The sequence below is a fragment of the Micromonospora sp. NPDC093243 genome, from assembly GCF_044753725.1.
Lineage (GTDB): Bacteria > Actinomycetota > Actinomycetes > Mycobacteriales > Micromonosporaceae > Micromonospora.
The window spans coordinates 107596-129464 of record NZ_JBIVNT010000002.1; the positions used below are offsets into that span (position 1 = coordinate 107596).

The 21869-nt window shown below is 72.7% G+C and carries 20 protein-coding genes; 14 read left to right on the forward strand and 6 right to left on the reverse strand.

The annotated features are described in order from the left end of the window. The first annotated feature begins 51 nt into the window (after positions 1-51). The 3 genes from ACIP9D_RS05230 (at position 52) to ACIP9D_RS05240 (ending at position 3241) form a co-directional block, all read left to right on the forward strand. Positions 52-654: a helix-turn-helix domain-containing protein gene (locus ACIP9D_RS05230; RefSeq protein WP_350868607.1), complete on the forward strand. Its 603-nt coding sequence runs from the start codon at positions 52-54 to the stop codon at positions 652-654. A gap of 104 nt (positions 655-758) precedes the next feature. Next, positions 759-2126: a biotin carboxylase N-terminal domain-containing protein gene (locus ACIP9D_RS05235; protein ID WP_350868605.1), complete on the forward strand. Its 1368-nt coding sequence runs from the start codon at positions 759-761 to the stop codon at positions 2124-2126. 194 nt (positions 2127-2320) lie between these two features. Then, positions 2321-3241 (forward strand): hydroxymethylglutaryl-CoA lyase, encoded by a 921-nt coding sequence (locus ACIP9D_RS05240; protein ID WP_350868603.1) that lies wholly within the window; start codon positions 2321-2323, stop codon positions 3239-3241. A 62-nt stretch (positions 3242-3303) separates the two neighbouring features. Here ACIP9D_RS05240 and ACIP9D_RS05245 read toward each other — a convergent pair whose 3' ends face one another. Beyond that, positions 3304-3885 (reverse strand): snapalysin family zinc-dependent metalloprotease, encoded by a 582-nt coding sequence (locus ACIP9D_RS05245; RefSeq protein ID WP_350868601.1) that lies wholly within the window; start codon positions 3883-3885, stop codon positions 3304-3306. Between the two features lie 171 nt (positions 3886-4056). Here ACIP9D_RS05245 and ACIP9D_RS05250 point away from each other — a divergent pair, with 171 nt between their 5' ends. From ACIP9D_RS05250 to ACIP9D_RS05260, 3 genes are all read left to right on the forward strand, one after another. After that, entirely contained in the window at positions 4057-5589 is a 1533-nt protein-coding gene (locus ACIP9D_RS05250) for an acyl-CoA carboxylase subunit beta (protein WP_350868599.1), read from the forward strand. 66 nt (positions 5590-5655) lie between these two features. Continuing rightward, complete coding sequence (locus ACIP9D_RS05255) at positions 5656-6810, forward strand: acyl-CoA dehydrogenase family protein (protein WP_350868597.1); 1155 nt, start codon at positions 5656-5658, stop codon at positions 6808-6810. 100 nt (positions 6811-6910) lie between these two features. Beyond that, positions 6911-9619, forward strand: a complete 2709-nt coding sequence (locus ACIP9D_RS05260; RefSeq protein WP_350868596.1) for a helix-turn-helix domain-containing protein — start codon at positions 6911-6913, stop codon at positions 9617-9619. 292 nt (positions 9620-9911) lie between these two features. Here ACIP9D_RS05260 and ACIP9D_RS05265 read toward each other — a convergent pair whose 3' ends face one another. Next, positions 9912-10424: a MarR family transcriptional regulator gene (locus ACIP9D_RS05265; RefSeq protein WP_350868594.1), complete on the reverse strand. Its 513-nt coding sequence runs from the start codon at positions 10422-10424 to the stop codon at positions 9912-9914. 97 nt (positions 10425-10521) lie between these two features. Here ACIP9D_RS05265 and ACIP9D_RS05270 point away from each other — a divergent pair, with 97 nt between their 5' ends. Together ACIP9D_RS05270 and ACIP9D_RS05275 are read left to right on the forward strand one after the other, a co-directional pair. Continuing rightward, positions 10522-11103: a YceI family protein gene (locus tag ACIP9D_RS05270; RefSeq protein ID WP_350868592.1), complete on the forward strand. Its 582-nt coding sequence runs from the start codon at positions 10522-10524 to the stop codon at positions 11101-11103. Positions 11104-11390: 287 nt separating this feature from the next. Beyond that, positions 11391-12869 carry a glutamate--cysteine ligase gene (locus ACIP9D_RS05275; RefSeq protein WP_350868590.1) on the forward strand — a complete coding sequence of 493 codons (1479 nt, stop codon included), beginning with the start codon at positions 11391-11393 and terminating at the stop codon, positions 12867-12869. Between the two features lie 34 nt (positions 12870-12903). Here ACIP9D_RS05275 and ACIP9D_RS05280 read toward each other — a convergent pair whose 3' ends face one another. After that, positions 12904-14256 (reverse strand): hypothetical protein, encoded by a 1353-nt coding sequence (locus tag ACIP9D_RS05280; RefSeq protein WP_350868588.1) that lies wholly within the window; start codon positions 14254-14256, stop codon positions 12904-12906. A gap of 122 nt (positions 14257-14378) precedes the next feature. Between ACIP9D_RS05280 and ACIP9D_RS05285 the strand changes: the two genes are divergently transcribed. Both ACIP9D_RS05285 and ACIP9D_RS05290 read left to right on the forward strand, forming a co-directional pair. Beyond that, positions 14379-15065, forward strand: a complete 687-nt coding sequence (locus ACIP9D_RS05285; RefSeq protein ID WP_350868586.1) for a PASTA domain-containing protein — start codon at positions 14379-14381, stop codon at positions 15063-15065. 115 nt (positions 15066-15180) lie between these two features. After that, positions 15181-15978, forward strand: coding sequence for a PASTA domain-containing protein (locus tag ACIP9D_RS05290; RefSeq protein WP_350868584.1), 798 nt, complete (start codon positions 15181-15183; stop codon positions 15976-15978). A 13-nt stretch (positions 15979-15991) separates the two neighbouring features. Here the strand turns inward: ACIP9D_RS05290 and ACIP9D_RS05295 are convergent, their stop codons facing one another. Continuing rightward, complete coding sequence (locus ACIP9D_RS05295) at positions 15992-16459, reverse strand: hypothetical protein (protein ID WP_350868583.1); 468 nt, start codon at positions 16457-16459, stop codon at positions 15992-15994. Between the two features lie 100 nt (positions 16460-16559). Beyond that, on the reverse strand, positions 16560-16844 hold the full coding sequence (locus tag ACIP9D_RS05300) for a hypothetical protein (RefSeq protein WP_350868581.1): 285 nt from the start codon (positions 16842-16844) through the stop codon (positions 16560-16562). A 635-nt stretch (positions 16845-17479) separates the two neighbouring features. On the opposite strand from ACIP9D_RS05300, the gene ACIP9D_RS05305 reads away from it, so the two are divergent. The 3 genes from ACIP9D_RS05305 to ACIP9D_RS05315 all read left to right on the forward strand — a co-directional run bounded on the left by ACIP9D_RS05305 (position 17480) and on the right by ACIP9D_RS05315 (position 19190). Continuing rightward, a complete protein-coding gene (locus tag ACIP9D_RS05305; RefSeq protein WP_350868579.1) occupies positions 17480-18361 on the forward strand; it encodes a helix-turn-helix transcriptional regulator in 882 nt (293 codons plus the stop codon). Further along, positions 18331-18552, forward strand: a complete 222-nt coding sequence (locus ACIP9D_RS05310; protein ID WP_350868577.1) for a DUF397 domain-containing protein — start codon at positions 18331-18333, stop codon at positions 18550-18552. Before ACIP9D_RS05305 ends, ACIP9D_RS05310 begins: the two co-directional genes overlap by 31 nt. 233 nt (positions 18553-18785) lie before the next feature. Further along, positions 18786-19190: a hypothetical protein gene (locus ACIP9D_RS05315; RefSeq protein ID WP_350868575.1), complete on the forward strand. Its 405-nt coding sequence runs from the start codon at positions 18786-18788 to the stop codon at positions 19188-19190. Here ACIP9D_RS05315 and ACIP9D_RS05320 read toward each other — a convergent pair. Then, positions 19155-19757 (reverse strand): hypothetical protein, encoded by a 603-nt coding sequence (locus ACIP9D_RS05320; RefSeq protein WP_350868574.1) that lies wholly within the window; start codon positions 19755-19757, stop codon positions 19155-19157. The genes ACIP9D_RS05315 and ACIP9D_RS05320 overlap by 36 nt on opposite strands. Positions 19758-19970: 213 nt before the next feature. Between ACIP9D_RS05320 and ACIP9D_RS05325 the strand changes: the two genes are divergently transcribed. Next, a complete protein-coding gene (locus ACIP9D_RS05325) occupies positions 19971-21842 on the forward strand; it encodes a S8 family serine peptidase (RefSeq protein ID WP_350868572.1) in 1872 nt (623 codons plus the stop codon). The last annotated feature ends 27 nt before the right edge of the window (positions 21843-21869 follow it).

Sequence of the window (21869 nt, forward strand, 5' to 3'; positions counted from 1 at the left end):
GCCCGGTAACCAAGCCTCCACCTCGCGCTGGGCGCGGTCTAGGCTTGCCCGGTGACGGTGGAGCAGCAGGCGCGCGGCGGCGCGGCGAGCGCGGGGCGGCGCCGGTCCCGCAAGGACGAGATCCTGGAGATCGCGGTCGGTCTCTTCGCCGCCCGGGGCTACCACGGCGTCTCGATGGACGACATCGGCGCGGCCGCCGGGGTCACCGGTCCGGCCCTCTACCACCACTTCGCCGGCAAGGAGGCGATGCTGGTCGCCGCGCTGATCCCGGTGAGCGAGGGGCTGCTCGCCGGCGGCCGGGAACGCGCCGCCGGCCGCCCCGACGACCCGCGCGGTGTGCTGGAGTCGCTGATCGACTATCACGTCGACTTCGCGCTGGCCAACCCCGCGGTGATCGCCCTGCACCTGCACGAGCTGGACCGCCTCCCCGACGAGCCGCGCCGCCGGATCCGGCGCCTGCAGCGGCTCTACGTCGAGGAGTGGGTGACGGTGCTGACCGCCCTGCACCCGGGCATGCCGGACGGCGAAGCCCGGGTGCTGGCGCACGCGGCCTTCGGCCTGATGAACTCGACCCCGTTCCTCGGCGGTGAGGTGGACCGGCGCCGCCGGGCCGAGTTGCTGCGCGGCGCCACACTCGCCGCCCTCCTGGCCTGACCGCCGGCCGGCGCCGCTGACCGACCCCGATGGCGACACGGAACTGACCGGGGTGGCATGGTTCCCTGACAACCGTCCCGACATCTGGACGCTGGGGAGGAAACATGATCGAGTCGCTGCTGGTCGCCAACCGGGGCGAGATCGCCCGCCGGATCATCCGTACCGCCAAGCGGCTCGGCGTACGCGCGATCGCGGTGCACTCGGAGGCGGACGCCGGTCTGCCCTTCGTCACCGAGGCCGACGAGGCCGTCTGCGTCGGCCCGGCCAACCCGGCGCAGAGCTACCGCAACACCGAGGCGATCCTCGCCGCCGCCAAGTCCACCGGCGCGCAGGCGATCCACCCCGGCTACGGCTTCCTCTCGGAGAACGCCGACTTCGCCCGTACCGTCGAGGCCAGCGGCCTGATCTGGGTCGGGCCCGGCGCGGACGCGATCACCGCGATGGGCGACAAGATCAACGCTCGTAACCTGATGGCGGCGGCCGGCGTCCCGGTCGCCCCCGGCACCACCGAACCGGCGGCCGACCTGAACGCCGCGGTCGCGGCGGCGGCCGAGATCGGCTACCCGGTGATGGTCAAGGCCGCGGCCGGTGGCGGCGGCATGGGCATGGGCGTGGCCGTCGACGAGGCCGCGCTGCGCACCGAGTACGACAAGGTGCGCGCGTTCGCCGAGCGGATGTTCGGCGACGGCTCGGTGCTGCTCGAGCGGTATTTCCCCCGGGTACGCCACGTCGAGGTGCAGATCCTCGGTCTGGCCGACGGTCGGGTGGTGGCGCTCGGTGAGCGGGAGTGCTCGGTGCAGCGGCGCAACCAGAAGCTGGTCGAGGAGTCCCCGTCCCCGGCCGTCTCGCCCGAGCTGCGCGCGCGGTTCCTCGCCGCGGCGGTGCGGGCCGGCGAGGCGGTCGGCTACCGCAACGCCGGCACGGTGGAGTGCCTGTTGGTCCCGCGTGAGCGGGACGCCAAGGGGGATGGTGCCGGTTCCGAGGAGTTCTTCTTCCTGGAGATGAACACCCGGCTCCAGGTGGAGCACCCGGTCACCGAGCTGGTCTACGGCCTGGACCTGGTCGAGGAGCAGCTGCGGGTGGCCGCCGGGCTCGCCCCGACGTTCGACCCGGACCGGCTCGCCCCGCGCGGGCACGCCATCGAGCTGCGGATCAACGCCGAGGACCCGAAGCGCTTCCTGCCCGGCCCGGGCGCGATCACCACGTGGGCCGAGCCGACCGGCGAGGGCGTCCGGGTCGACTCCGGCTACGTCGCCGGCAACACCGTCACCCCGTTCTACGACAGCCTGCTGGCGAAGCTGATCGTCAGCGGCGCGGATCGGGCCGAGGCGATCGAGCGGGCTCGCGCCGCCGTGGCCGCCTTCGAGGTGGCCGGCCCGAAGTGCAACCTGCCGTTCTTCGCCGAGCTGTTGGAGAACGACGAGTTCGTCTCCGGCGACTACGACACCGGCATCGTCTCCCGGATGCGCTGACCCGGCCCACCTGCCCCGCCGGCGTCCCGCCGTCGCCGCGACAGCGGGACACTGGCAGCCGGGCCCTTTGCTCTGCTTCCCTGGAGGCAACACCGGTTGTCCGGATTCCGGACGGTCGGTGTTGCCGCCGCTGAAGCAGAGCAAAGCGTCCGAGGCGACACCCCACGACGACGTCACAGCGAGGTGACCATCGCATGAGCCAGCTGCCAACTTCCGTGTCGATCCGCGAGGTCGGGCCGCGCGACGGGCTCCAGAACGAGGAGCCGATCCCGACCGACGCCAAGGTGCGCCTGCTCGACGCGCTCTCCGGCACCGGCGTCAAGCGGATCGAGGCGGTGTCGTTCGTGCACCCGAAGGCGATCCCGCAGATGGCCGACGCGGACGAGGTGTGGCAGCGGGCCCGCAAGGCCGACGGGGTGGGCTACTCGGCGTTGGTGCCGAACACCCGCGGCGCGCAGCGCGCCCTGGCCGCCGGGTTCACCGAGATCGAGGTGGTCGTCTCGGCCAGCGACACGCACAACCGGCGCAACGTCAACCGCTCGACCGACCAGTCGCTCGACGACATCGCCGAGCTGATCGACCTGCTGCACGGCGCGGGTGCGCGGGCCGAGGTGATCGTGGCGACCAGCTTCGGCTGCCCGTACGAGGGGGACATCGACCCGCAGCGGGTCGCCGGGATCGTCGACCGGGTGGTCTCCGACGGCGCGGACCGGGTGGCGTTCGGCGACACCACCGGCATGGGCACCCCGCGCCGGGTCCGCGACCTGCTGACCGCGGTACGCGACCGCAACGCGCACGTTCCGGTGCTGCTGCACTTCCACAACACCCGGGGCACCGCGCTGGCCAACCTGCTCACCGCGCTGGAGCTGGGGGTCACCGAGTTCGACGCCAGCGTCGGCGGTCTCGGTGGCTGCCCGTACGCGCCGGGGGCGAGCGGCAACCTGGCCACCGAGGAGGCGGTGCACATGCTGCACGACATGGGCATCGACACCGGCATCGACCTGGACGCCCTGATCGAGGCCGCCGAGCTGGCCGAGCGGCTGGTCGGCGGGAAGCTCCCCTCCGGCGTGCTGCGCGCCGGCCCGCGTACCCGGTTGACCCCGATGCCGGCCTGACCGGTCAGGCGGACAGCGGAGGGGCCGGCGGTCGCGCCGGCCCCTCCGTCGTACCCGGTCGGTCAGCCGATCGGGGCGAGCGTGGCCGGGGCCGGCCAGCTGTCTCGGAAGATCTCCGACCCGGTGCGGTCCGCGGCGCGCTCGCCGGCGCTGCGGGTGCCGGCGAAGAGGTTGCTCACCCGGTTCGCCTCGGTGGTGCTCGGGTAGGGGTTGGTGCAGCTGGTGCCGGCGCTGCCGCCCGACATCAGGATCGCGCAGTTGCCGTTGTAGTTGTCCGGCAGGCCGAGGATGTGCCCGATCTCGTGGGTCATGATCCGCAGGGGGCTGTACTGCGCGGCCTGCTGGGTGTCGATGTAGACCCGGCCGTTGCCGAGGCTGGTCCGCACGGCGTACGAGCCGCCGCCGGTGATCTGGTAGATCCGCAGGTTGGAGCCGCAGTTCGCCGAGAGCGTCAGGTTCGAGGTGGCGTTGTTCCAGATGGAGGCCGCCTGGTTGGCGATGCTGGCGTAGCTCGGCGCCTGGCTGGTGTTGTAGCAGATGGTCATGGCCGCGGACGCGGGTGACGGGTTGGCCACCGTGACGCCGAGGGTGGCGACTGCCGTCGCGACCAACGCGCCTGCGATCCGGCCGATGCGTGAGGTCATTGCGGGCTCCAATCCGGAAGGGGTGTCAGGAGCCTAGTCATATATATCCATCAATTTCAATGTCTTGTTCGGGTGCACCGTTGTGCGGTGGGGCGGCGTCTGGGTGGCCGGGTATCGTCGCGATGCGCTAGCCTAACGATCGTTCAGGTCGTAACAGGCGAGGGAGTCGGCGTGACGCTCGACGGTGAGGCACTGGAGCAGCTGCGCAAGCGGGCCCGGGCCGGCGGGGCGGACAAGTACCACGCCGCCAACGCCGCCAAAGGCAAGCTCTTCGCCCGGGAACGGGTCGCGCTGCTGGTCGACGAGGGCAGCTTCGTCGAGGACGGCCTCTACGCCAACGCGATGGCCGACGGCCTGCCCGCCGACGGCGTGGTCACCGGCACCGCCACCATCGACGGGCGGCAGGTCTGCCTGATGGCGAACGACTCGACGGTCAAGGCCGGCAGCTGGGGCGCGCGCACCGTCGAGAAGATCATCCGGATCATCGAGCGGGCCTACTCCACCGGCGTGCCGATGGTCTACCTGGTCGACTCGGCCGGTGCCCGGATCACCGACCAGGTCGATCTCTTCCCCGGCCGGCGCGGCGCCGGAAAGATCTTCTGGAACCAGGTCCGCGCCTCCGGCTCCATCCCGCAGGTCTGCGCGCTCTTCGGGCCGAGCGCGGCCGGCGGGGCCTACATCCCGGCGTTCTGCGACGTGGTCGCCATGGTCGACGGCAACGCGAGCATGTACCTCGGCTCGGACCGGATGGTCGAGATGGTCACCGGCGAGAAGACCACCCTGGAGGCGATGGGCGGCGCCAAGGTGCACTGTGCCGAGTCCGGCGTCGGGCACTTCCTCTGCAAGACCGAGGCCGAGGCGCTCGACGTGGTGAAGCGCTACCTGTCCTACCTGCCGGCGAACTGGACCCAGGCGCCGCCGGTGGCCGAGGCGCAGCCCGCGCCGGCGAAGGCCGACCTGGCCGCGCTGGTGCCGGCGAGCGAGCGACAGGCGTTCGACATGCGCCGCTACGTCAAGGGCCTGCTCGACGAGGACAGCTTCTTCGAGATCCAGGCGCTCTGGGCCAAGGAGCTGACCATCGGCTTCGGCCGGCTCGACGGCCAGGTCGTCGGCGTGGTCGGCAACAACTCGATGTTCAAGGGCGGCGTGCTCTTCGTCGACTCGGCCGACAAGGCCACCCGGTTCGTGCAGCTCTGCGACGCGTTCAACGTGCCGCTGCTCTTCCTCTCCGACGTGCCCGGCTTCATGGTCGGCAGCGCGGTCGAGAAGCAGGGCATCATCCGGCACGGCGCCAAGATGATCACCGCGATCTCCGAGGCCACCGTGCCGAAGATCTGCGTGGTGGTCCGCAAGGCGTACGGCGCGGGCCTCTACGCGATGGCCGGCCCCGGCTTCGAGCCCGACGCCACCATCGCGCTGCCCACCGCCAAGATCGCCGTGATGGGTGCCGAGGCGGCGGTGAACGCGGTCTACGCCAACAAGATCGCCGCGATCGAGGACGAGGCGGAGCGCGCCGCGTTCGTCGCCGCGAAGCGCGCGGAGTACGAGCAGGACATCGACATCGTCCGGCTCGCCAGCGAACTGGTGATCGACGCGATCGTCGAGCCGCACGAGCTGCGGGCCGAACTGGTCCGCCGGTTCACCGCGGCGCAGGGCAAGGAACGGCACTTCTCCCGGCGCCGGCACGGCGTCACCCCGGTCTGACCGACCTGATCCGATCCCGGCCCGGCGTCACGAGCGCCCGGCGGGCCCGTCCTACAGGAGGAACCCATGGACTTCCGGCTCACCGAGGAGCAAGAGGCGCTGCGGGAGAGCGTGCGGGACTTCGCCCGCGAGGTGGTCGCACCGGTCATCGCCGAGCACTACGAGAAGCACACCTTCCCGTACGAGGTGATCCGGCAGATGGGCAAGATGGGCCTCTTCGGGCTCCCCTTCCCCGAGGAGCACGGCGGCATGGGCGGAGACTACTTCGCGCTCTGCCTGGCCCTGGAGGAGTTGGCCCGGGTCGACTCCAGCGTGGCCATCACCCTGGAGGCCGCGGTCTCCCTGGGCGCCATGCCGATCTACCGCTTCGGCAACGACGAGCAGAAGGCACAGTGGCTGCCGAAGCTGCTCAGCGGCGAGGCCCTGGCGGGCTTCGGGCTGACCGAGCCGGGCACCGGCTCCGACGCGGGCGGCACCCAGACCCGGGCGGTCCTGGACGAGACGACGAACGAGTGGGTGATCAACGGCTCGAAGGCGTTCATCACCAATTCGGGCACGGACATCACCACGCTCGTCACGGTGACCGCGGTGACCGGGGTACGCGAGGACGGCTCGAAGGAGCTGTCCACGATCATCGTGCCCTCCGGCACCCCGGGCTTCACCGTCGCGCCGGCCTACTCCAAGGTCGGCTGGAACGCCTCGGACACCCACGAGCTGACCTTCGAGGACTGCCGGGTGCCGGCGGCGAACCTGCTCGGCGAGCGGGGTCGGGGCTTCGCCCAGTTCCTGCGCATCCTCGACGAGGGGCGGATCGCCATCGCCGCGCTCGCCGTCGGCCTCGCCCAGGGCTGCGTCGACGAGTCCGTCAAGTACGCCAAGGAGCGGCACGCCTTCGGCCAGCCGATCGGCAACTACCAGGCGATCCAATTCAAGATCGCCGACATGGAGCTGAAGGCGCACACCGCCCGGCTGGCCTACTACGACGCGGCGGCCCGGATGCTGGCCGGCGAGCCGTTCAAGCGCCAGGCCGCGATCGCCAAGCTGCACGCCAGCACCGTCGCGGTGGACAACGCCCGCGAGGCCACCCAGGTCCACGGCGGCTACGGCTTCATGAACGAGTATCCGGTGGCCCGGTTCTGGCGGGACTCGAAGATCCTGGAGATCGGCGAGGGCACCAGCGAGGTGCAGCGGATGATCATCTCTCGCGACCTCGGGCTCTGAACGCTCGCCGACGCTGCCGCTGTCGGATATCGGCGGCGGAGCGTCGGCAGCCCGACGCTCGACTGCCGGAGGTCGGACCCGGTCCGTAGTGTTCCACCCCATGACTCCGGCTCATGATCGATCGCCCGGCCTGGGCGTTCGTACTGGTCTGCCGGACCTGTTGCGCGGGCACCGGCTCTCCGTCGGCCTCACCCAGGCCGAGTTGGCCGACCGCGCCGGTGTCGGCGTACGCACGGTGCGTGACCTGGAACGTGGCCGGTCCTCGCGGCCGCAGCGGACCACCGTCGAGCTGCTCGCCGGCGCGCTCGACCTCACCGGGGCCACCCGGGCGGCCTTCCTCGCCGCGGCCCGCGGGCCGACCGCCGATCCGCCCGACCCTTCGGGCGATCCGCTGACGGCCGGCGCGGAGCGGGGCGACGCGGGCCTGGTAAGCCTGCCGCCGCCGGTCGAGCTGATCGGTCGCGACCGGGACGTGACCGAGTTGACCGGGATGCTCACCGACGAACTCGGTCCCCGGCTGGTGAGCCTGGTCGGGTTGGCCGGCGTCGGCAAGACCGCGCTGGCCCTGTCGGTGGGGCACGCGGTGGCCGGCGGTCATCCCGGCGGGGTGGCCGGGGTGGTGGTGGCGGCCGGGTCGGACGGGTCGGATCTGCTCGCCGCCTCGGTGGCCGTACTCGGCGCGACCCGGGTGCCGGACCTCGCCGTCCGGCTGGTCGGCCGTCCGGCGCTGCTCGTGGTGGACGCCGCCGAGCGTGCACCCGGCCCCGTCGCCGAGACCCTGCACCGGCTGATCGCGGCGGTGCCGTCGCTGCGGGTGCTGGTCTCCGGGCGGCATCCGGTCGGCCTGCCCGGGGAGTGGGTCTGGCCGGTCGCACCGCTCGAGGTGCCGCCACCGGAGGACGAACAGGCCGGGGCGACGGTGCTGGCCCAGTGGCCGGCGGTGGCGCTCTTCACCGCGCGGCTCGCCCAGGTGCGCCGTGAGCCGCCCGTCGAGGCCGAGCTGCCGGCGTTGGCCCGGCTGGTGCGCCGGCTGGACGGGCTACCGCTTGCCATCGAGCTGATGGCGGCCCGTGGCCGGATCCTCGACGTGACCGAACTGCTCGACCGCTACGGCGACCGGGTTCTCGACCTCGCGACGCCCGGCGACGGCGGGCAGCACCCCGGCTGGGACGCACCGGGCGGGGCGGACGCCTCCCGGCCACGGGTGGGCGTCACGCTGCGGGACGCCGTGGCGACCAGCTACCGGCTGCTCGCCCCGAACGAACGAGCCGCGCTGCGCCGGCTGGCCGCGTTCGGCAACCGCTGGTCGGTCGACCTGGCCGAGGAGATGCTCGCCGACGACGCCGACTCGGACGGCACGGTCGCGGTCGACCCGGTGCCGGTGCTCGACCGGCTCGCCGAACTCGGTCTGCTGAGCGTCCGCGGCGCCGCACCCCTCCGGTTCCGACTGCTGGACGCGGTCCGCGACTTCGCCACCGAACAGGCCGCCGGCGCGGGCGAGCTGACCTGCATCCGGCTCCGGCACGCCGCGGTGGTCGCCCGGTTGGTCGCTCGGACCGCCACCGACCTGGTCGGTAGCGGACTCCCCGAAGCGGTGCACCGGCTCGACGAGGTGAGCAGCGACATCAACTCCGCGCTGGCGCACGCGGCGACCGACGATCCGCTGACCGCGCTGCGGCTGGCGACCGGGTTGACCCGCTGGTGGCGGTTCCGCGGCCGGGACGTGGCCGGGCGGCAGTGGCTGCGCCGGTTGCTGGCCGACCCGCGTACCGCCGACGCCGACCCGGTGCTGCGGGCGTGGGCGTCGGTCGGCGTGGCCCAGCTCGCCGCCGAGCACGGCGCGGGTGCGGAGGAGTTGCCCGCGGCGCGAGGAGCGCTGGAGGCGTTCCGCCGGGCCGGTGACGTGACCGGGGAGCTTGCGGCCCGTACGGTGCTGGGCGCCCTGCTGGTGACCACCGGGCATCAGGAGGAGGCCCGGGAGCAGGCCGACTCGGTGCTCCGGCTGGCGGCCCGCAACGGGCGCGTCCGGGACATGGCGGTGGCGCAGAACAACCTCGCCTGGCACGAGGTCCGGGTCGCCGACCTGGCCGCCGCCCGGCGTCGGCTCGCCGCGGTGGACCGGCTCGCCGCCCAGTGCGGGGAGCAGCGGTTGCGGGTGCTGGCGCGGGCGAACCTGGCCGAGGTCGCTCGCCTGGCGGGCCGGTACGCCGACGCGGTGGACCAGGGCCGCTCGGCCGCGACGGCGCTGGCCGAGCTGGGTGATCCGGGACAACGACGCCGGGTGCTCGGCCGGGTCGGCCTGGCGCTCGCCCAGGACGGTCGCGCAACCGAGGCGGCCGAGGTGCTCGCCGAACTACGGGCCAGCTTCCCGGAGGAGCCCAGCCAGGCGCGTTCGGCCCCGGTGGTGCCCCGCCCCCGGGCGGCCGGGTCCGTGGGTCGTCCGGACGGCGCGCCGCGTCGGGGCGACCTCGACGCGTTCACCAGCGGACCGACCGTGGCCGCGGGCGGATGGTCGCACCCGGAGGAGGGCATCCGCGCGTTGATCGAGGGAAACCTCGCGCTGCACCGGGGGGACCGGGAGTTGGCTGCGGAGTGGTTCGCGGCGGCGGCCACCGCGGCCGGCGCCGACGGGCAGGACCGGCGCGACGTCGTGGAGGCGCTGGTCGGGTTGGCCGCCAGCACCGGAGATCCGTCGGCGCTGGACCGGCTGGACCAGGTCTGCCGGAAGAACGGGATCCGGTTGCTGCCACAGGAGGAGGGCCTGCTCTACGCGCTGGTCGTGGCGCGGGAGACCGGGTCGCACCGCTGACGGCGGCGGCCAGTTGCGCTGACGACGCCGGTGCGGCGGGCGTCACTGGTGGCGGGCGTCAGCGTGGAGGCACGGGGCCGGGGGTGGCGCGAGCGAAGAGCCCCCTGTTGCTACCCCTCGCCGTTCGCCCGCGCCGTCACCCCCCGGTGAATCCCCGCTGACCGAAGACTAGCCAGCACAGGCCAGGTGATTGGTCCGATTTCGGGGGCTGTATCCGGCTGGTCCGGCAGTTCTGCCGGTCTTTCTGCCGGTGCGCGGGCCGGTGCGGCCGACCAGTCGTGGCCGGAGGCGGTCAGCCGCGGCTGAGGGTCGACTGCTCCTCGACGGGCTCGCTCTCGGCGGTGCTTCCGGCGGTCGCGCAGGGGTGAACGGCGTCCCGTACCCGGCGCAGCCCGTCGAGCATCGCGTCCAGGGCCGCCGGATCGAGTTGGCCGGTGAACCACTGCTCGATGATGCGCAGATGCCCGGGCAGCACCTCGTCCAGCCGTTGCAGCCCGGCGGCGGTGACCACCGCGTACGAGCTGCGCCGGTCGGAGGGGCAGGCGCGTCGGGTCAGCAGACCGTCGCGTTCCATCCGGTCGACCACCCGGGTCACCCCGCTGGTGGAGAGGGAGGTCTGCGCGGCGAGGTCGGTCATCCGCAGCTGGTTGTTGGGTGACCGGGCCAGCCGGGTCAGCACCTCGAACTCGACGGCGGAGAGGTCGTGCTCGTCGAACTGGGCGGCGAACCGGGCCGTCAGCCCGGCGTGCACCTCGTAGAGCAGGCCGATGGCGGTGATCCGGGGATCGTCCAACACGTTCTTCACCCGTTCATCGTAGCAGTACTTGACACGGGGAATATTGCAACGGCTATAGTTGCTGCGGCAGTCGTTGGGCTACTACATATTCCTGGAGGAGAGCACCATGACCAGCAGCACCGATGCGGTTACCCGCGACTGGCAGGGCCTCACTATCCCGACCGCCGGCACCTACGTGCTGGACGCCGCGCACGCGCGGGTGGGTTTTGTCGCGCGCCACATGATGGTCAGCAAGGTCCGCGGTGAGTTCACCGAGGCCGCCGCCACCATCACCATCGCCGAGGACCCGCTGCAGTCCTCGGTCACCGCCACCATGCAGGCCAGCAGCATCAACACGGCCCAGGCCGACCGGGACGCGCACCTGTGCAGCCCCGAGTTCCTCGACTCGGAGCAGTTCCCCACGGTGGAGTACCGCAGCACCGGTGTGAAGTCCCAGGACGGCAACGAGTTCGTCCTGCTCGGTGAGCTGACCATCAAGGGCGTCACCCGCCAGGTCGAGCTGGACGTGCAGTTCGAGGGCGTCGGCCGCAGCCCCTTCGGCCAGGACATCTTCGGTTTCTCGGCGAGCACCGAGATCGACCGTGAGGAGTTCGGCCTGACCTGGAACGTCGCCCTGGAGACCGGCGGCGTGCTGGTCAGCCGGAAGATCAAGATCGAGATCGAGGGCGAGGCCATCCGCCAGGCCTGATCCCCGGATCTCCGCCAACGCTCGGGCCCGCGCCTACTCGGCGCGGGCCCTGCGTCGTTCAGGTGCCAATTGTCACGACTTGTTTGTGGTCCGGCCGGTGGTGGGCACAGTGACCGGGGCGGTGCTGCCGCCGTGAGGGCTCGACCAGGCCTGGACGGAACCGTTCCGGTGCGGGATAACCGGAGTCGGCCTCTGGTTTGGCGAGGTGGGCGCTCTTACCGTGGATGGCTGACAAACGCGCATCCGGGGCGGTACGCCCCCGACTGCGCCTCGTGCCGGGAGGACACATGGGCAGGGACGTCTCGCAGGGCGCCTTCACCCGCGAGGACCGGGTCCGCTACCGGCAGAAGGTCCGGCGGTGCCTGGACGTCTTCGCGCTGATGCTGGACGACTTCGGCTTCGACGCCGACCGCCCGATGACCGGGCTGGAGATCGAACTCAACCTGGTCGACTCGGCCGCCGAACCCGCGATGCGCAACGAGGAGATCCTCGCCAACATCGCCGACCCGCTCTTCCAGACCGAGCTGGGGCAGTTCAACCTCGAACTGAACGCGCTGCCCCGGCTGATCGAGGCCGCCGGCTTCGCCGACTACGAGCAGGACCTGCGCGGCAGCCTGTCCCGGGCGGACGAACGGGCCGCCAAGTCGGACGCGAAGATCGTCCTGGTGGGCATCCTGCCCACCCTCACCGAGGGTCACCTGGTCGAGGACAACCTCTCCACCAACGAGCGCTACCGGGTGCTCAACGACCAGATCGTCGGCGCCCGGGGCGAGGACATCGAGCTCGACATCCGCGGTGTGGAGCGGCTGCAGACGCACACCGACTCGATCGCGCCCGAGGCCGCCTGCACGAGCCTCCAGTTCCACCTCCAGGTCGCCCCGGACAGCTTCGCCGACTACTGGAACGCGTCCCAGGCCATCGCCGGGGTCCAGGTGGCGATCGGCGCGAACTCCCCCTTCCTGTACGGCCGGCAGCTCTGGGCGGAGACCCGGATCGCGCTGTTCGAGCAGGCCACCGACACGCGTCCGGATGAGCTGAAGGCGCAGGGCGTACGACCTCGGGTGTGGTTCGGTGAACGGTGGATCACCTCGATCTTCGACCTCTTCGAGGAGAACGTGCGGTACTTCCCGCCGCTCCTGCCGATCTGCGAGGACGAGGACCCGGTCGAGGTGCTGCACGCCGGCGGGGTGCCCAAGCTGGGTGAGCTGCGGCTGCACAACGGCACGGTCTACCGGTGGAACCGGCCGGTCTACGACATCATGGACGGCCGCCCGCACCTGCGGGTGGAGAACCGGGTGCTGCCCGCCGGTCCGACGGTGGTCGACATGTTGGCGAACGCGGCCTTCTACTTCGGACTGGCCCGCGCGCTGGCCGAGGCGGACCGCCCGATCTGGAGCCAGCTCACCTTCAGCTCCGCCGAGGAGAACTTCCACGCCGCCGCCCGGCGCGGGATGGACGCCGTCCTGCACTGGCCCCGGCTCGGCGACGTGCCGGTGACCCAGCTCGTGCTGGACGTGCTGCTGCCGAAGGCCGCCACCGGGCTGGACGGCTTCGGCGTGGCCCCGGCCGAACGGGACCGGCTGCTCGGCATCATCGAGCAGCGCTGCCGGACCGGACGCAACGGCGCGGTCTGGCAGACCGAGGCGGTCTGGGCCGCCGAACGGCGCCGAGGCATGGACCGGAACGCGGCGCTGCACCACATGGTCCAGCGCTACGCCGAGCTTCAGCGCAGCAACGAGCCGGTGCACACCTGGCCGGTGGACTGACCGCTGCGGCGGTGGCGCCCCGGCCGAGCCGACGTCAGCTCGTCCTGCGCGGTGGCCGGCTGCGGCGGCCGGCCGGTTTCGGCGGGGTCAGACCCGGTGCCGCGTCGTCCGCACCGACCGGGTCGAGTCGGTCCGCCTCCCCGGTCCGGGGCGCGGGCACCCGAGGAACACCGGCCGGGGCCACGGATGGCACCGCCGCCGGCTGGTCCCCGTCGCCCGATCGCCCAGGGGTCGCCGCGGTCTTCTCGGCCGCGCCCGGCCCGAGCTGTCCGGTCGACGGCTCCGCCTCGCCGGCGTCCGGCCCGGCGGGCGGCGTCGGGTCGGTGACTGCGGCCGCGGGCTCAGCCACCGGCTGGCTGCGCGTCGCCGACCGCCGGTCGGCGCGCTGGGCGAGGGTGGCCAGCAGCACCGATCCGCCCATCCCCACGATCACCGCGTACGGCGCGATGAGGTGCGCCGACACCTGCTCCGGGCTGATCGCCGAGAGCCGGGGCACGGCCAGCAGGTAGCCGACCGCGACCAGCAACGGCCCGGCCGCGCCGGAGGTCGTCGCGCCGACCCGGCGCTGCGCGGACCGGGCCGCCCGCCGGGCGGCGAGCACACCGATCACCAGCGCGGAGCCGAGCGAGAGCAGCGCGCCGGGCCAGTAGAGGTAGTCCCGGATCCAGAACCCGGGCCGGTCCGAGCTGATCTGCCAGATGCCGAGCTGTGCGCTGGCCAGCCCACGGCCGGAGAGCACCCCGTCGACCACGGCGACCACGGCGAGCAGCCAGAGCCAGGCCACGGTCGCGATCATGTTGGTGGCGGCGGCGCGCGAGCGGAGCGCCCAGAGCGCGGCGAGCACGCCGAGCAGCACCCCGATCGCCGCGTAGCCGGCAGCGACGCGCTGCGGGGTCGCGGTGTCCGGAGCGGCCGCGACCCGGGCCGGCACCGCGACCAGCAGGACGGTGATCAGGGCGCCGAGGCCGGCGGCGACCGCGAGGCCGACGTGCCACAGTCCGCCGCCCCGGGTGGTGTCCGCCACCGGCGCGGCGGCCGGCCTCGGGTGCTTCCCGGCCTCGTCGACCGGCAGAACGTCCCGACCCGACGGGTCGAGCGGCGCCTCGCCGGGCGCGTCGGGTGCCGATCGGATCCCGTCGGTCGCCGCCGGGACGGCGGAGCGCTCGTGGAGCCGGTGCGCGCACACCGCGCCGAGCACGGTCGAGGTGGCGGCGATCCAGGTGGCCCAGATCAGGCTGGCGACCCAGGCCGCCGGCGCCGCGCCGGAATCGGCCGGCGCCCAGTTGATGATGCCCAACCCGTAGCCGAAGCCCAGTTGGGCTGCGCCGGTACCGGCAGCAACCCCGACCGCGGTCGCGATCGATCCTCCCCAGCCGCGTCTGGCCATGCCGGGGAGCGTAACGTCCCGTCGTCGCCGGGGCGAGTCGTCGGCGACGGCGCGGTTCGACAGTGGTGGCGTCGGCTTTGGCGGGGACCGGTACGGTCGCCGGTGACGGAGGCGGTGGCGGTGTGACGGACGGGAACACGGGCGGACAGTTCTCCCCGGGCGACGGCGACGGCCGCCCCGGTCGGATGGCCGTGGTGCTGGGTGGCGGACTGGCCGCGGTGCTGCTGGCCGCGCTCGGCGCGACGGGGGGCTGGCTGCTGGCCGGCGAGGACGACGTACCCCCCGAGGGGCCGGCGGCGGCGACCAGCCCGACCGCCGGTTCCAGCTCTCCGACGGCGCCGCGGCCGACGGCCACCCGCAGCACGCCGTCCGCCCCCCGCACCTCGGCGTCCACCGGTTCCGGGCTGACCGTGCCGCCGGTGATCGGCACCGACTTCGAGGACGCCCGGGACGAGCTGCACGAGCGGCGGTTGAGCTGGCGGCTGGTCTTCGGCACCGGTGCCGGTCGTACCGTCGAGCGGACCGAGCCGGCGGTCGGCGCCGCGGTGAAGCGGGGTACGACCGTGACCCTCTACGTCAGCGGACCGGCGCCGACCAGCACCGTGCCGGACCTCGTCGGCGACGACTGCTCCGAGGCGGCCGAGGAGTTGGGCGAGGAAGGTTTGTTCCCGCGCTACCCGACCGGCCGCAGCGGCACCATCCAGCGGCAGGAACCGGCGGCGGACGCCGTGGCGCGCTGGAACGACACGGTCCAGGTCTTCTGCGGGGCGCAGCCGGACGGCTCGCCGAGCGGTTCGCCGGCACCCTGACCGGACGGGCGGGTGCCGGGCGGGTCGGCACGCTGATCCCGGCCGACGGCCGCGCGGACCGTTAGGTTGGCGGTCGAGGGCCAGGACGCCCGCCCGGTTCGGGAAAGGACGTGCGATGAGCGACGACCGCCAGCAGCCGCCCACCGGGGAGCCCGACGACGACCAGACCCGGCCACTGCCGCGAGACAACGCGGAGCCGGCCGACCTCACCCAGCGGTTGCCGGCGGAGCGGGCCGGGTCGAACGAGTCCGGCGGGAGGCCGCCCCAGCCTGGCGCACCGGAGGCGACGGCTCCGCTGGGTCGGCCGGTGGACCCGACCGCCGCGCTGCCCCCGGAGCGGGCGGCGCCGTGGTCCGGGCGGGCCGAGGTGCCGCCGCCCCGACCGGCCGACTACCGGGAGCAGACCGGCGACTGGTACGCCGAAGATCAGGGCGGCCGCCGCTGGTGGCTGCCGATCCTCTGGGGTGTCCTGACGTTGCTGCTGGTCGCGCTGCTCGGTACCGCGCTGTGGCTGGTGCTCAACGCGGACGACGACCGGACCGGCCCGGAGCCGTCCCCGTCCCCCGTGTTGACCACCGCGGTGCGGACCAGCGCGGCCCCGACCTCGGCCGCACCGACCAGCGAGGCACCGAGCAGCGCGCCGCCGACCACCGAGGCGGCCGGGGTGCCGGTGCCACCCGTGACCGGGCTGCCCCAGGTGACCGCGGAGGCGCTGCTGGACGGGCTCGGGTTGAGCTACCGGGTGGAATTCCGCCCGTCGGAGCTGCCACCGGGACGGGTGATCGGCACCGAGCCGGGGGCGGGTGAGCTGGTCTCCGAGGACGACGAGGTCGTGCTCCTGGTCTCCGAGGCCGAATCGTCGGAGACCGTGGAACCGCCCACGCCGAGCCCGACGGTAACGGCCACACCCTGATCGCGGCCGGCCGTCACCACATTCGTCGTCTGGTGCTGACCAGGCCGAGCCCGGCCAGCGAGATGGTCAGCCCGATGATGCCGGACCAGAACAGCGAGCGGCGGATGTCCTCCGCCGAGTGCTGGCCGGTGACGGAGCCGGTCTGGCCGGCAAGCGCGCCCGCGCCGGATCCGGAGTCGCCGTCGGTCCCGGTGCCGTCCTCGGTGCCGGCTTCCCGATCCGTTCCGGCGTACGGGTCTGCGGCCGGATCGGCGGCGCCGGCCCAGCCTGGTTCGTCCGCCACGTCGGGCGGGCCGCCCTCCCCGATCACGGTGATCTCCGGCGCCGGGACCGGCTCCGGTAGGTGGGTGGCGGAGAGAGCGGGGTCGCGGATCACGACCACCATCGTGGTCGCGGCGCCGAAGAGCGCCAGGAGCCCGAAGGCGTAGCCGATACGGAAGCGGTGGTGCCGCCGCGCGGCGGGCAGATTGACCATGACCATCCCAGGGTCGGGGTCCTGGACGCGCGGGGTGGAACGTGCCGGGGTGGGCGTGCCTCGATTCTATGGCGGCGGCACGCCCACCATCGGTGGTTTCGGCTGGTCAGCCAACCCGGACCGGAGTGCGGGCGACCGGCCGGCGCGGTCGTACGGTGTGCGGGCGCGGCTCCGGCGCGGCCCGCAGCTGCCGCAGCCCCTGCCGCTGTACGTAGATCGACCGCCGGTTGACCGCGTCCCCCGCCGCGTTCAACTCGTAGCCGTCAAGCCACAGCCAACCGTCGTAGGTCGGCCACTCGAGCACCCGGATCACTCGAAACATGATGGGCCGGAAGAACTGGACACTCGCCGCGCGAGTCACGTGCAGTACGTCACCAGAGCGGGGAAGCACATGGGCTCCTGGAGAGGGACGGCCGGCGGAGGCGCCGGCGAATCTGATCGGGGGACGTCTCGGCCGGTCAACGGGGTCGTGCCTCGTCCACCGGTGTGGTGCGGTCGGTGGTGGTCGGGCCGTACCCGCTGGTGGCGTGCCGCCACCCGACCATCACCCGGCTGCTCCGGTTTTCGCGCCCGCCGCCGCAGCCAACTGACATGCAGCGGCGGGGTCATCACTCCGGAGCAGGTCTGGCGGTCTCTGTCGCCTCGCCGACATCCCCCGACCCCCACCAGCTGCAATGATCACCAGCGGGGATCGAACGGAGACGGTGAGTAACTCGCGTCATACGGACAGAGTGCACCAGCGAGGTGCCACATGCAAGTTGCACGTCGAGATTTGCCGATACGTGAGTGCCCCCCGCAAATCGACGCTTGAAGCGGTCGGCGTCCGGACGGCACACTGAGGGACGGTTTCGCCCGTCGCGGCCGGCCGAGGACCGGCACCACCCCGCCGCGAACGCCCGCCGTCCCAGGGTCGCGCCCCGGCGGGCGCGAGCATTCGGCGCGTCGACCGGAGGTAGGCCGGGTGAGGGCGAGCAGCCAGCATTCCGAGGTGGCACCTGTGAGTGAGGCGTGGGCCGAGGTGGACAGGTGAGTGAGCGGCGCAGTCCGACCATCCGGCGGCGCCGGCTCGGTGCGGAGCTGCGTCGGCAGCGCGAGTCGGCGGGCATCACCATCGAGGTCGTCGCCGAGCAGTTGGAGTGCTCGGCCTCCAAGATCTCCCGGATCGAGACCGGCCACACCACGGCCACCCCACGCGACGTCCGGGACATGCTGCGGATCTACGGGGTGGTCGGCGTCGAGAGCGACGAGCTGGTCCAGATCGCCCGGGAGGCCCGGCAGAAGGGCTGGTGGCACCCGTACAGCACGGTCCTGGTCGGGGCGTACGTCGGGCTGGAGGCGGCGGCGAGTTCCATCCGGGCCTACGAGCAGCAGGTGGTACCGGGCCTGTTGGAGACCGAGGAGTACGCCAGCGCGATGATCCGCGCGGCCCGGCCGGACTTCACCCCGGACCAGGTCGCACAACGTGTCCGTGTCCGCCTCGGTCGACAGTCGTTGCTGACTCAGGACGATCCGGTCGATTTGTGGGTGGTGCTCGATGAGGCGGTGGTAAGCCGTCCGGTGGGCGGGGACGAAGTGATGCGTGGCCAGCTCAAGCGGCTGGTCGAGGTGGCCGAACTTCCGAACGTGACGCTCCAGATCCTGCCGTTCGAGGTGGGGGCGCACGCCGGCATGGACGGGACCTTCACGATCCTCAGCTTCCCCGAGCCCGGTGATCCGGATGTCGTGTACGCGGAGAACGCCACGGGTGGGCTCTTCCTCGAGAAGAGTGACGAGCTACAGAAGTACAGCTTCATCTTCGATCACATTCGAGCAGCGGCCATTCGTCCGGAGGAGTCCGTCGCACACATCGCGAAACTGGCAGAGGAGCCGTTGTGGAAATGGCGACCAAGAGGTTCCCCGTGGACCTGACGCAGGCAACGTGGTTCAAGAGCTCGAAGAGCGGGCCGAACTGTGACAACTGCGTGGAGGTGGCGTACGCGACCGGCGCGGTCGGGGTGCGGGACTCCAAGGACAAGACCGGGCCCGCCCTGATCTTCGCTCCGGGTGAGTGGCGCGCCTTCGTCGCCGGTACCAGGGGCGGCGGGTTCAGCCCGGCCTGAGAGCCGTCGGGCAGTGGATGACGGGCGGGTCCCCGTCCGGTGGGTGGCCGGGCGGGACCCGCCCTTCCCGCGCGCCGGTCGGGGAACCGCGTACCACCCGCCGGCCGGCTGGTGGAGCAGGATCCGCCGGGAATCCCGTCGCCACTTCCGTTCCGCCTCGTTGAACCCGTCGGTACGGCGCTGGTCGACAACCCGCCGCAGGGATCCGCAACCGAGCGAGGCAGGCGAGACGGATGACGACGATCGGGTCAGACAACCTCACCAACGGTCCCGGGAAGCCGGAGCGGTTCGGTGGTAAGTACCGCGGGGCGCGTCGGGACACGGTGCTGACCGAGGTGGTCTCGAGCGATTCCGAGCTTGGCGCTCGGGAGGCGCCGGCCCCCGAGCAGGCCGGTCCGCCGCTGTCGCTGCCGTCGCTGGACCCGAACCCGCTCACCGAGCCGTCGTTCCCGCCGGCCGGCTGGCCGGCGGAGCCCGGTGACTCGCTGGTCGACCACCCGCTGCTGCGCGGCCTGCTGATGGAGTTGCCGCCGAAGGGCAGCGTGCCGCCGCCGGGCTGGCTGGACCGGTGGTTCGAGGCGACCCGGGCGATCCTGGAACTGCTATACGTGCAGGGGACTGGCGGTCGCTCGCGCTGAGGCCGGCTCCGCGGGCCTGGCCCGCTCGGCGAGCCGGTTGTGCCGTAGCGCGTGCCGGACCCCGAAGACCAGGATGACGAGCGCGCCGACGGTGATCGCCGGGCCGGTGAAACCCGGCGTCGCGAAGCGGTCGGCACCGCTCGCGGCGATCACCGCCGGCACCGTCAGCAGGCCGGTGACCTGCAACGGCAGGCCGATCAGCGGATGCGCCGCGGCAGCCCGCAGGCCGTGTGGCGCGGGGGTCTCCGGCGCTGTGGCGAAGGCGCCCGCGCCGGCCCACAGCCGGCGCACCCGGCGTACGGTGCAGACCGCCACCACGAGCGCGGGAAGGCCGGCGAGGTCGAGGGCGGCGGCGGCCCGGTCGGCCGGGGCGTCCCCGGCGCTGACCAGCCCGGCCGCCAGCACGGTCGCGGTCAGCGCCAGGCCGGCGAGGGTCAGGATGAGCAGCCAGCCGGCGCGCCGGCGGAGCGCACAGGCGCGGTCCAGCCCGGGCAGTCCGTCCGCGATCACGCCGGCGGCCAGCCACACGGCGGCGATCGGCAGCAGGGCGACGAGATAGCTCTCCATGCTGGACACTCTTGCCCGTCGAGGCGCTGCGCGAATCCGGGCCCAGCCCCCGTTCGCCCCGGACAGCATCCCGTAGGGGGCATCGTCCCGCGTTATGAAAGATTCGACATGTTTATCTTCATCACTCTCCTGATCTACGCTCAGCTAGATCGGCCGCCATCGATCTGAGCGGGACCCGCGTCGGGCGGCTGCCGGTCGGAGGGAGGTAGCAAGATGGGTCTTGCCCACAGATCCGTACTCGTCGGGGTGGCCACGCTGACCATGTTGGCCGCCGCCACGCCCGCCCTGGCCGCCGAACCGACCGGAGCGATCCGGGCGGCGGGCGGGGACACGGCCGTCGCGGACAGCTACATCGTCGTCTTCAAGGACACCGCGGTCAGTCGGAACGCGGTCGGCGACAACGCCGACCGGTTGGTCGGCCGGCACGGCGGTGCGGTGGCCCGCACCTACGGGGCGGCGCTGCGCGGCTTCGAGGTCCGGGTCGGCGCGAAGGCCGCTGCACGGATCGCCGCCGATCCGGCCGTCGCGTACGTCGAGCAGAACCACACCGTCTCGATCGCCGGCACCCAGACCAACCCGCCGTCCTGGGGTCTGGACCGGATCGACCAGCGGAACCTGCCGCTGAACAGCTCGTACACCTATCCGAACACGGCGTCCAACGTCCGCGCCTACGTCATCGACACCGGCGTTCTGTACGGGCACAACGACTTCGGCGGCCGGGCCGTCTCCGGCTTCGACGCGGTCGACGGCGGCTCCGCCGACGACTGCAACGGCCACGGCACGCACGTCGCGGGCACGGTCGGCGGCTCCGCGTACGGCGTCGCCAAGGGCGTCCAGATCGTCGGCGTCCGGGTGCTCAACTGCCAGGGCAGCGGCACCAACGCCCAGGTGGTCGCCGGCATCGACTGGGTGACCGCGAACGCGGTCAAGCCGGCGGTGGCCAACATGAGCCTCGGCGGCTCCGCCAACAGCTCGATCGACACGGCGGTCACCAACTCGATCAACTCCGGCGTCACCTACGCGGTGGCGGCCGGCAACGGCAACGCCCTCGGCGTCCGGCAGAACGCCTGCAACTACTCCCCGGCCCGGGTGCCCTCGGCGATCACCGTCGGCGCGACCCAGAACAACGACGCCGCGGCGAGCTTCTCCAACTTCGGCACCTGCGTCGACATCCTGGCCCCGGGCGTCAACATCACCTCGGCCTGGTACACCGGCACCGGCGCGACGAACACCATCAGCGGCACCTCGATGGCGTCGCCGCACGTCGCCGGGGCCGCGGCGCTCGTGCTCTCGGCCAACCCGTCGTGGAGCCCGCAGCAGGTGCGGGACAACCTGGTCACCAACTCCACCCCGAACGTGGTGACCAACGTCGGCACCGGCACCCCGAACCAGCTGCTCTACGTGGTCAACGGCACCCCGCCGGCCAACGACTTCTCGGTCTCGGTCTCGCCGACCTCCGGCTCCACCGCGCCGGGCGGTTCGGTGACGGCCACCGTCGGCACGGCCACCACGGCCGGCTCCGCCCAGTCGGTCAGCCTCTCCGCCAGTGGCCTGCCGGCCGGCGCGACCGCGTCGTTCAGCCCGTCGACGGTGACCTCGGGCGGCTCGTCCACCCTCACCATCGCCACCTCGGCGAGCACCCCGGCCGGCAGCTACCCGGTGACGATCACCGGCAGCGGCGCGGCCGGCACCCGTACGGCCAGCTACACGTTGACCGTGACCGGCTCGGGTGGCGGTGGCTGCTCCGGCAGCAACGGCACCGACGTCGCGATCCCGGACACCGGCGCGACGGTGGCCAGCTCGATCACGATCGCCGGCTGCAACCGCAACGCCTCGGCGTCCGCCACGGTCGCGGTGAACATCGTGCACACCTACCGCGGTGACCTGGTGATCGACCTGGTCGCCCCGGACGGCTCGGCCTACCGGCTGAAGAACAGCAGCTACTTCGACGGCGCCGACAACGTGAACACCACGTACACCGCCAACCTCTCGAGCGAGGCGGCGAACGGCACCTGGCGGCTGCAGGTGCGCGACGTCTACGCGGGTGACACCGGCTACATCAACACCTGGACGCTCAACCTCTGAGTCCGGGATCGACCGGGGCCCCTTCCG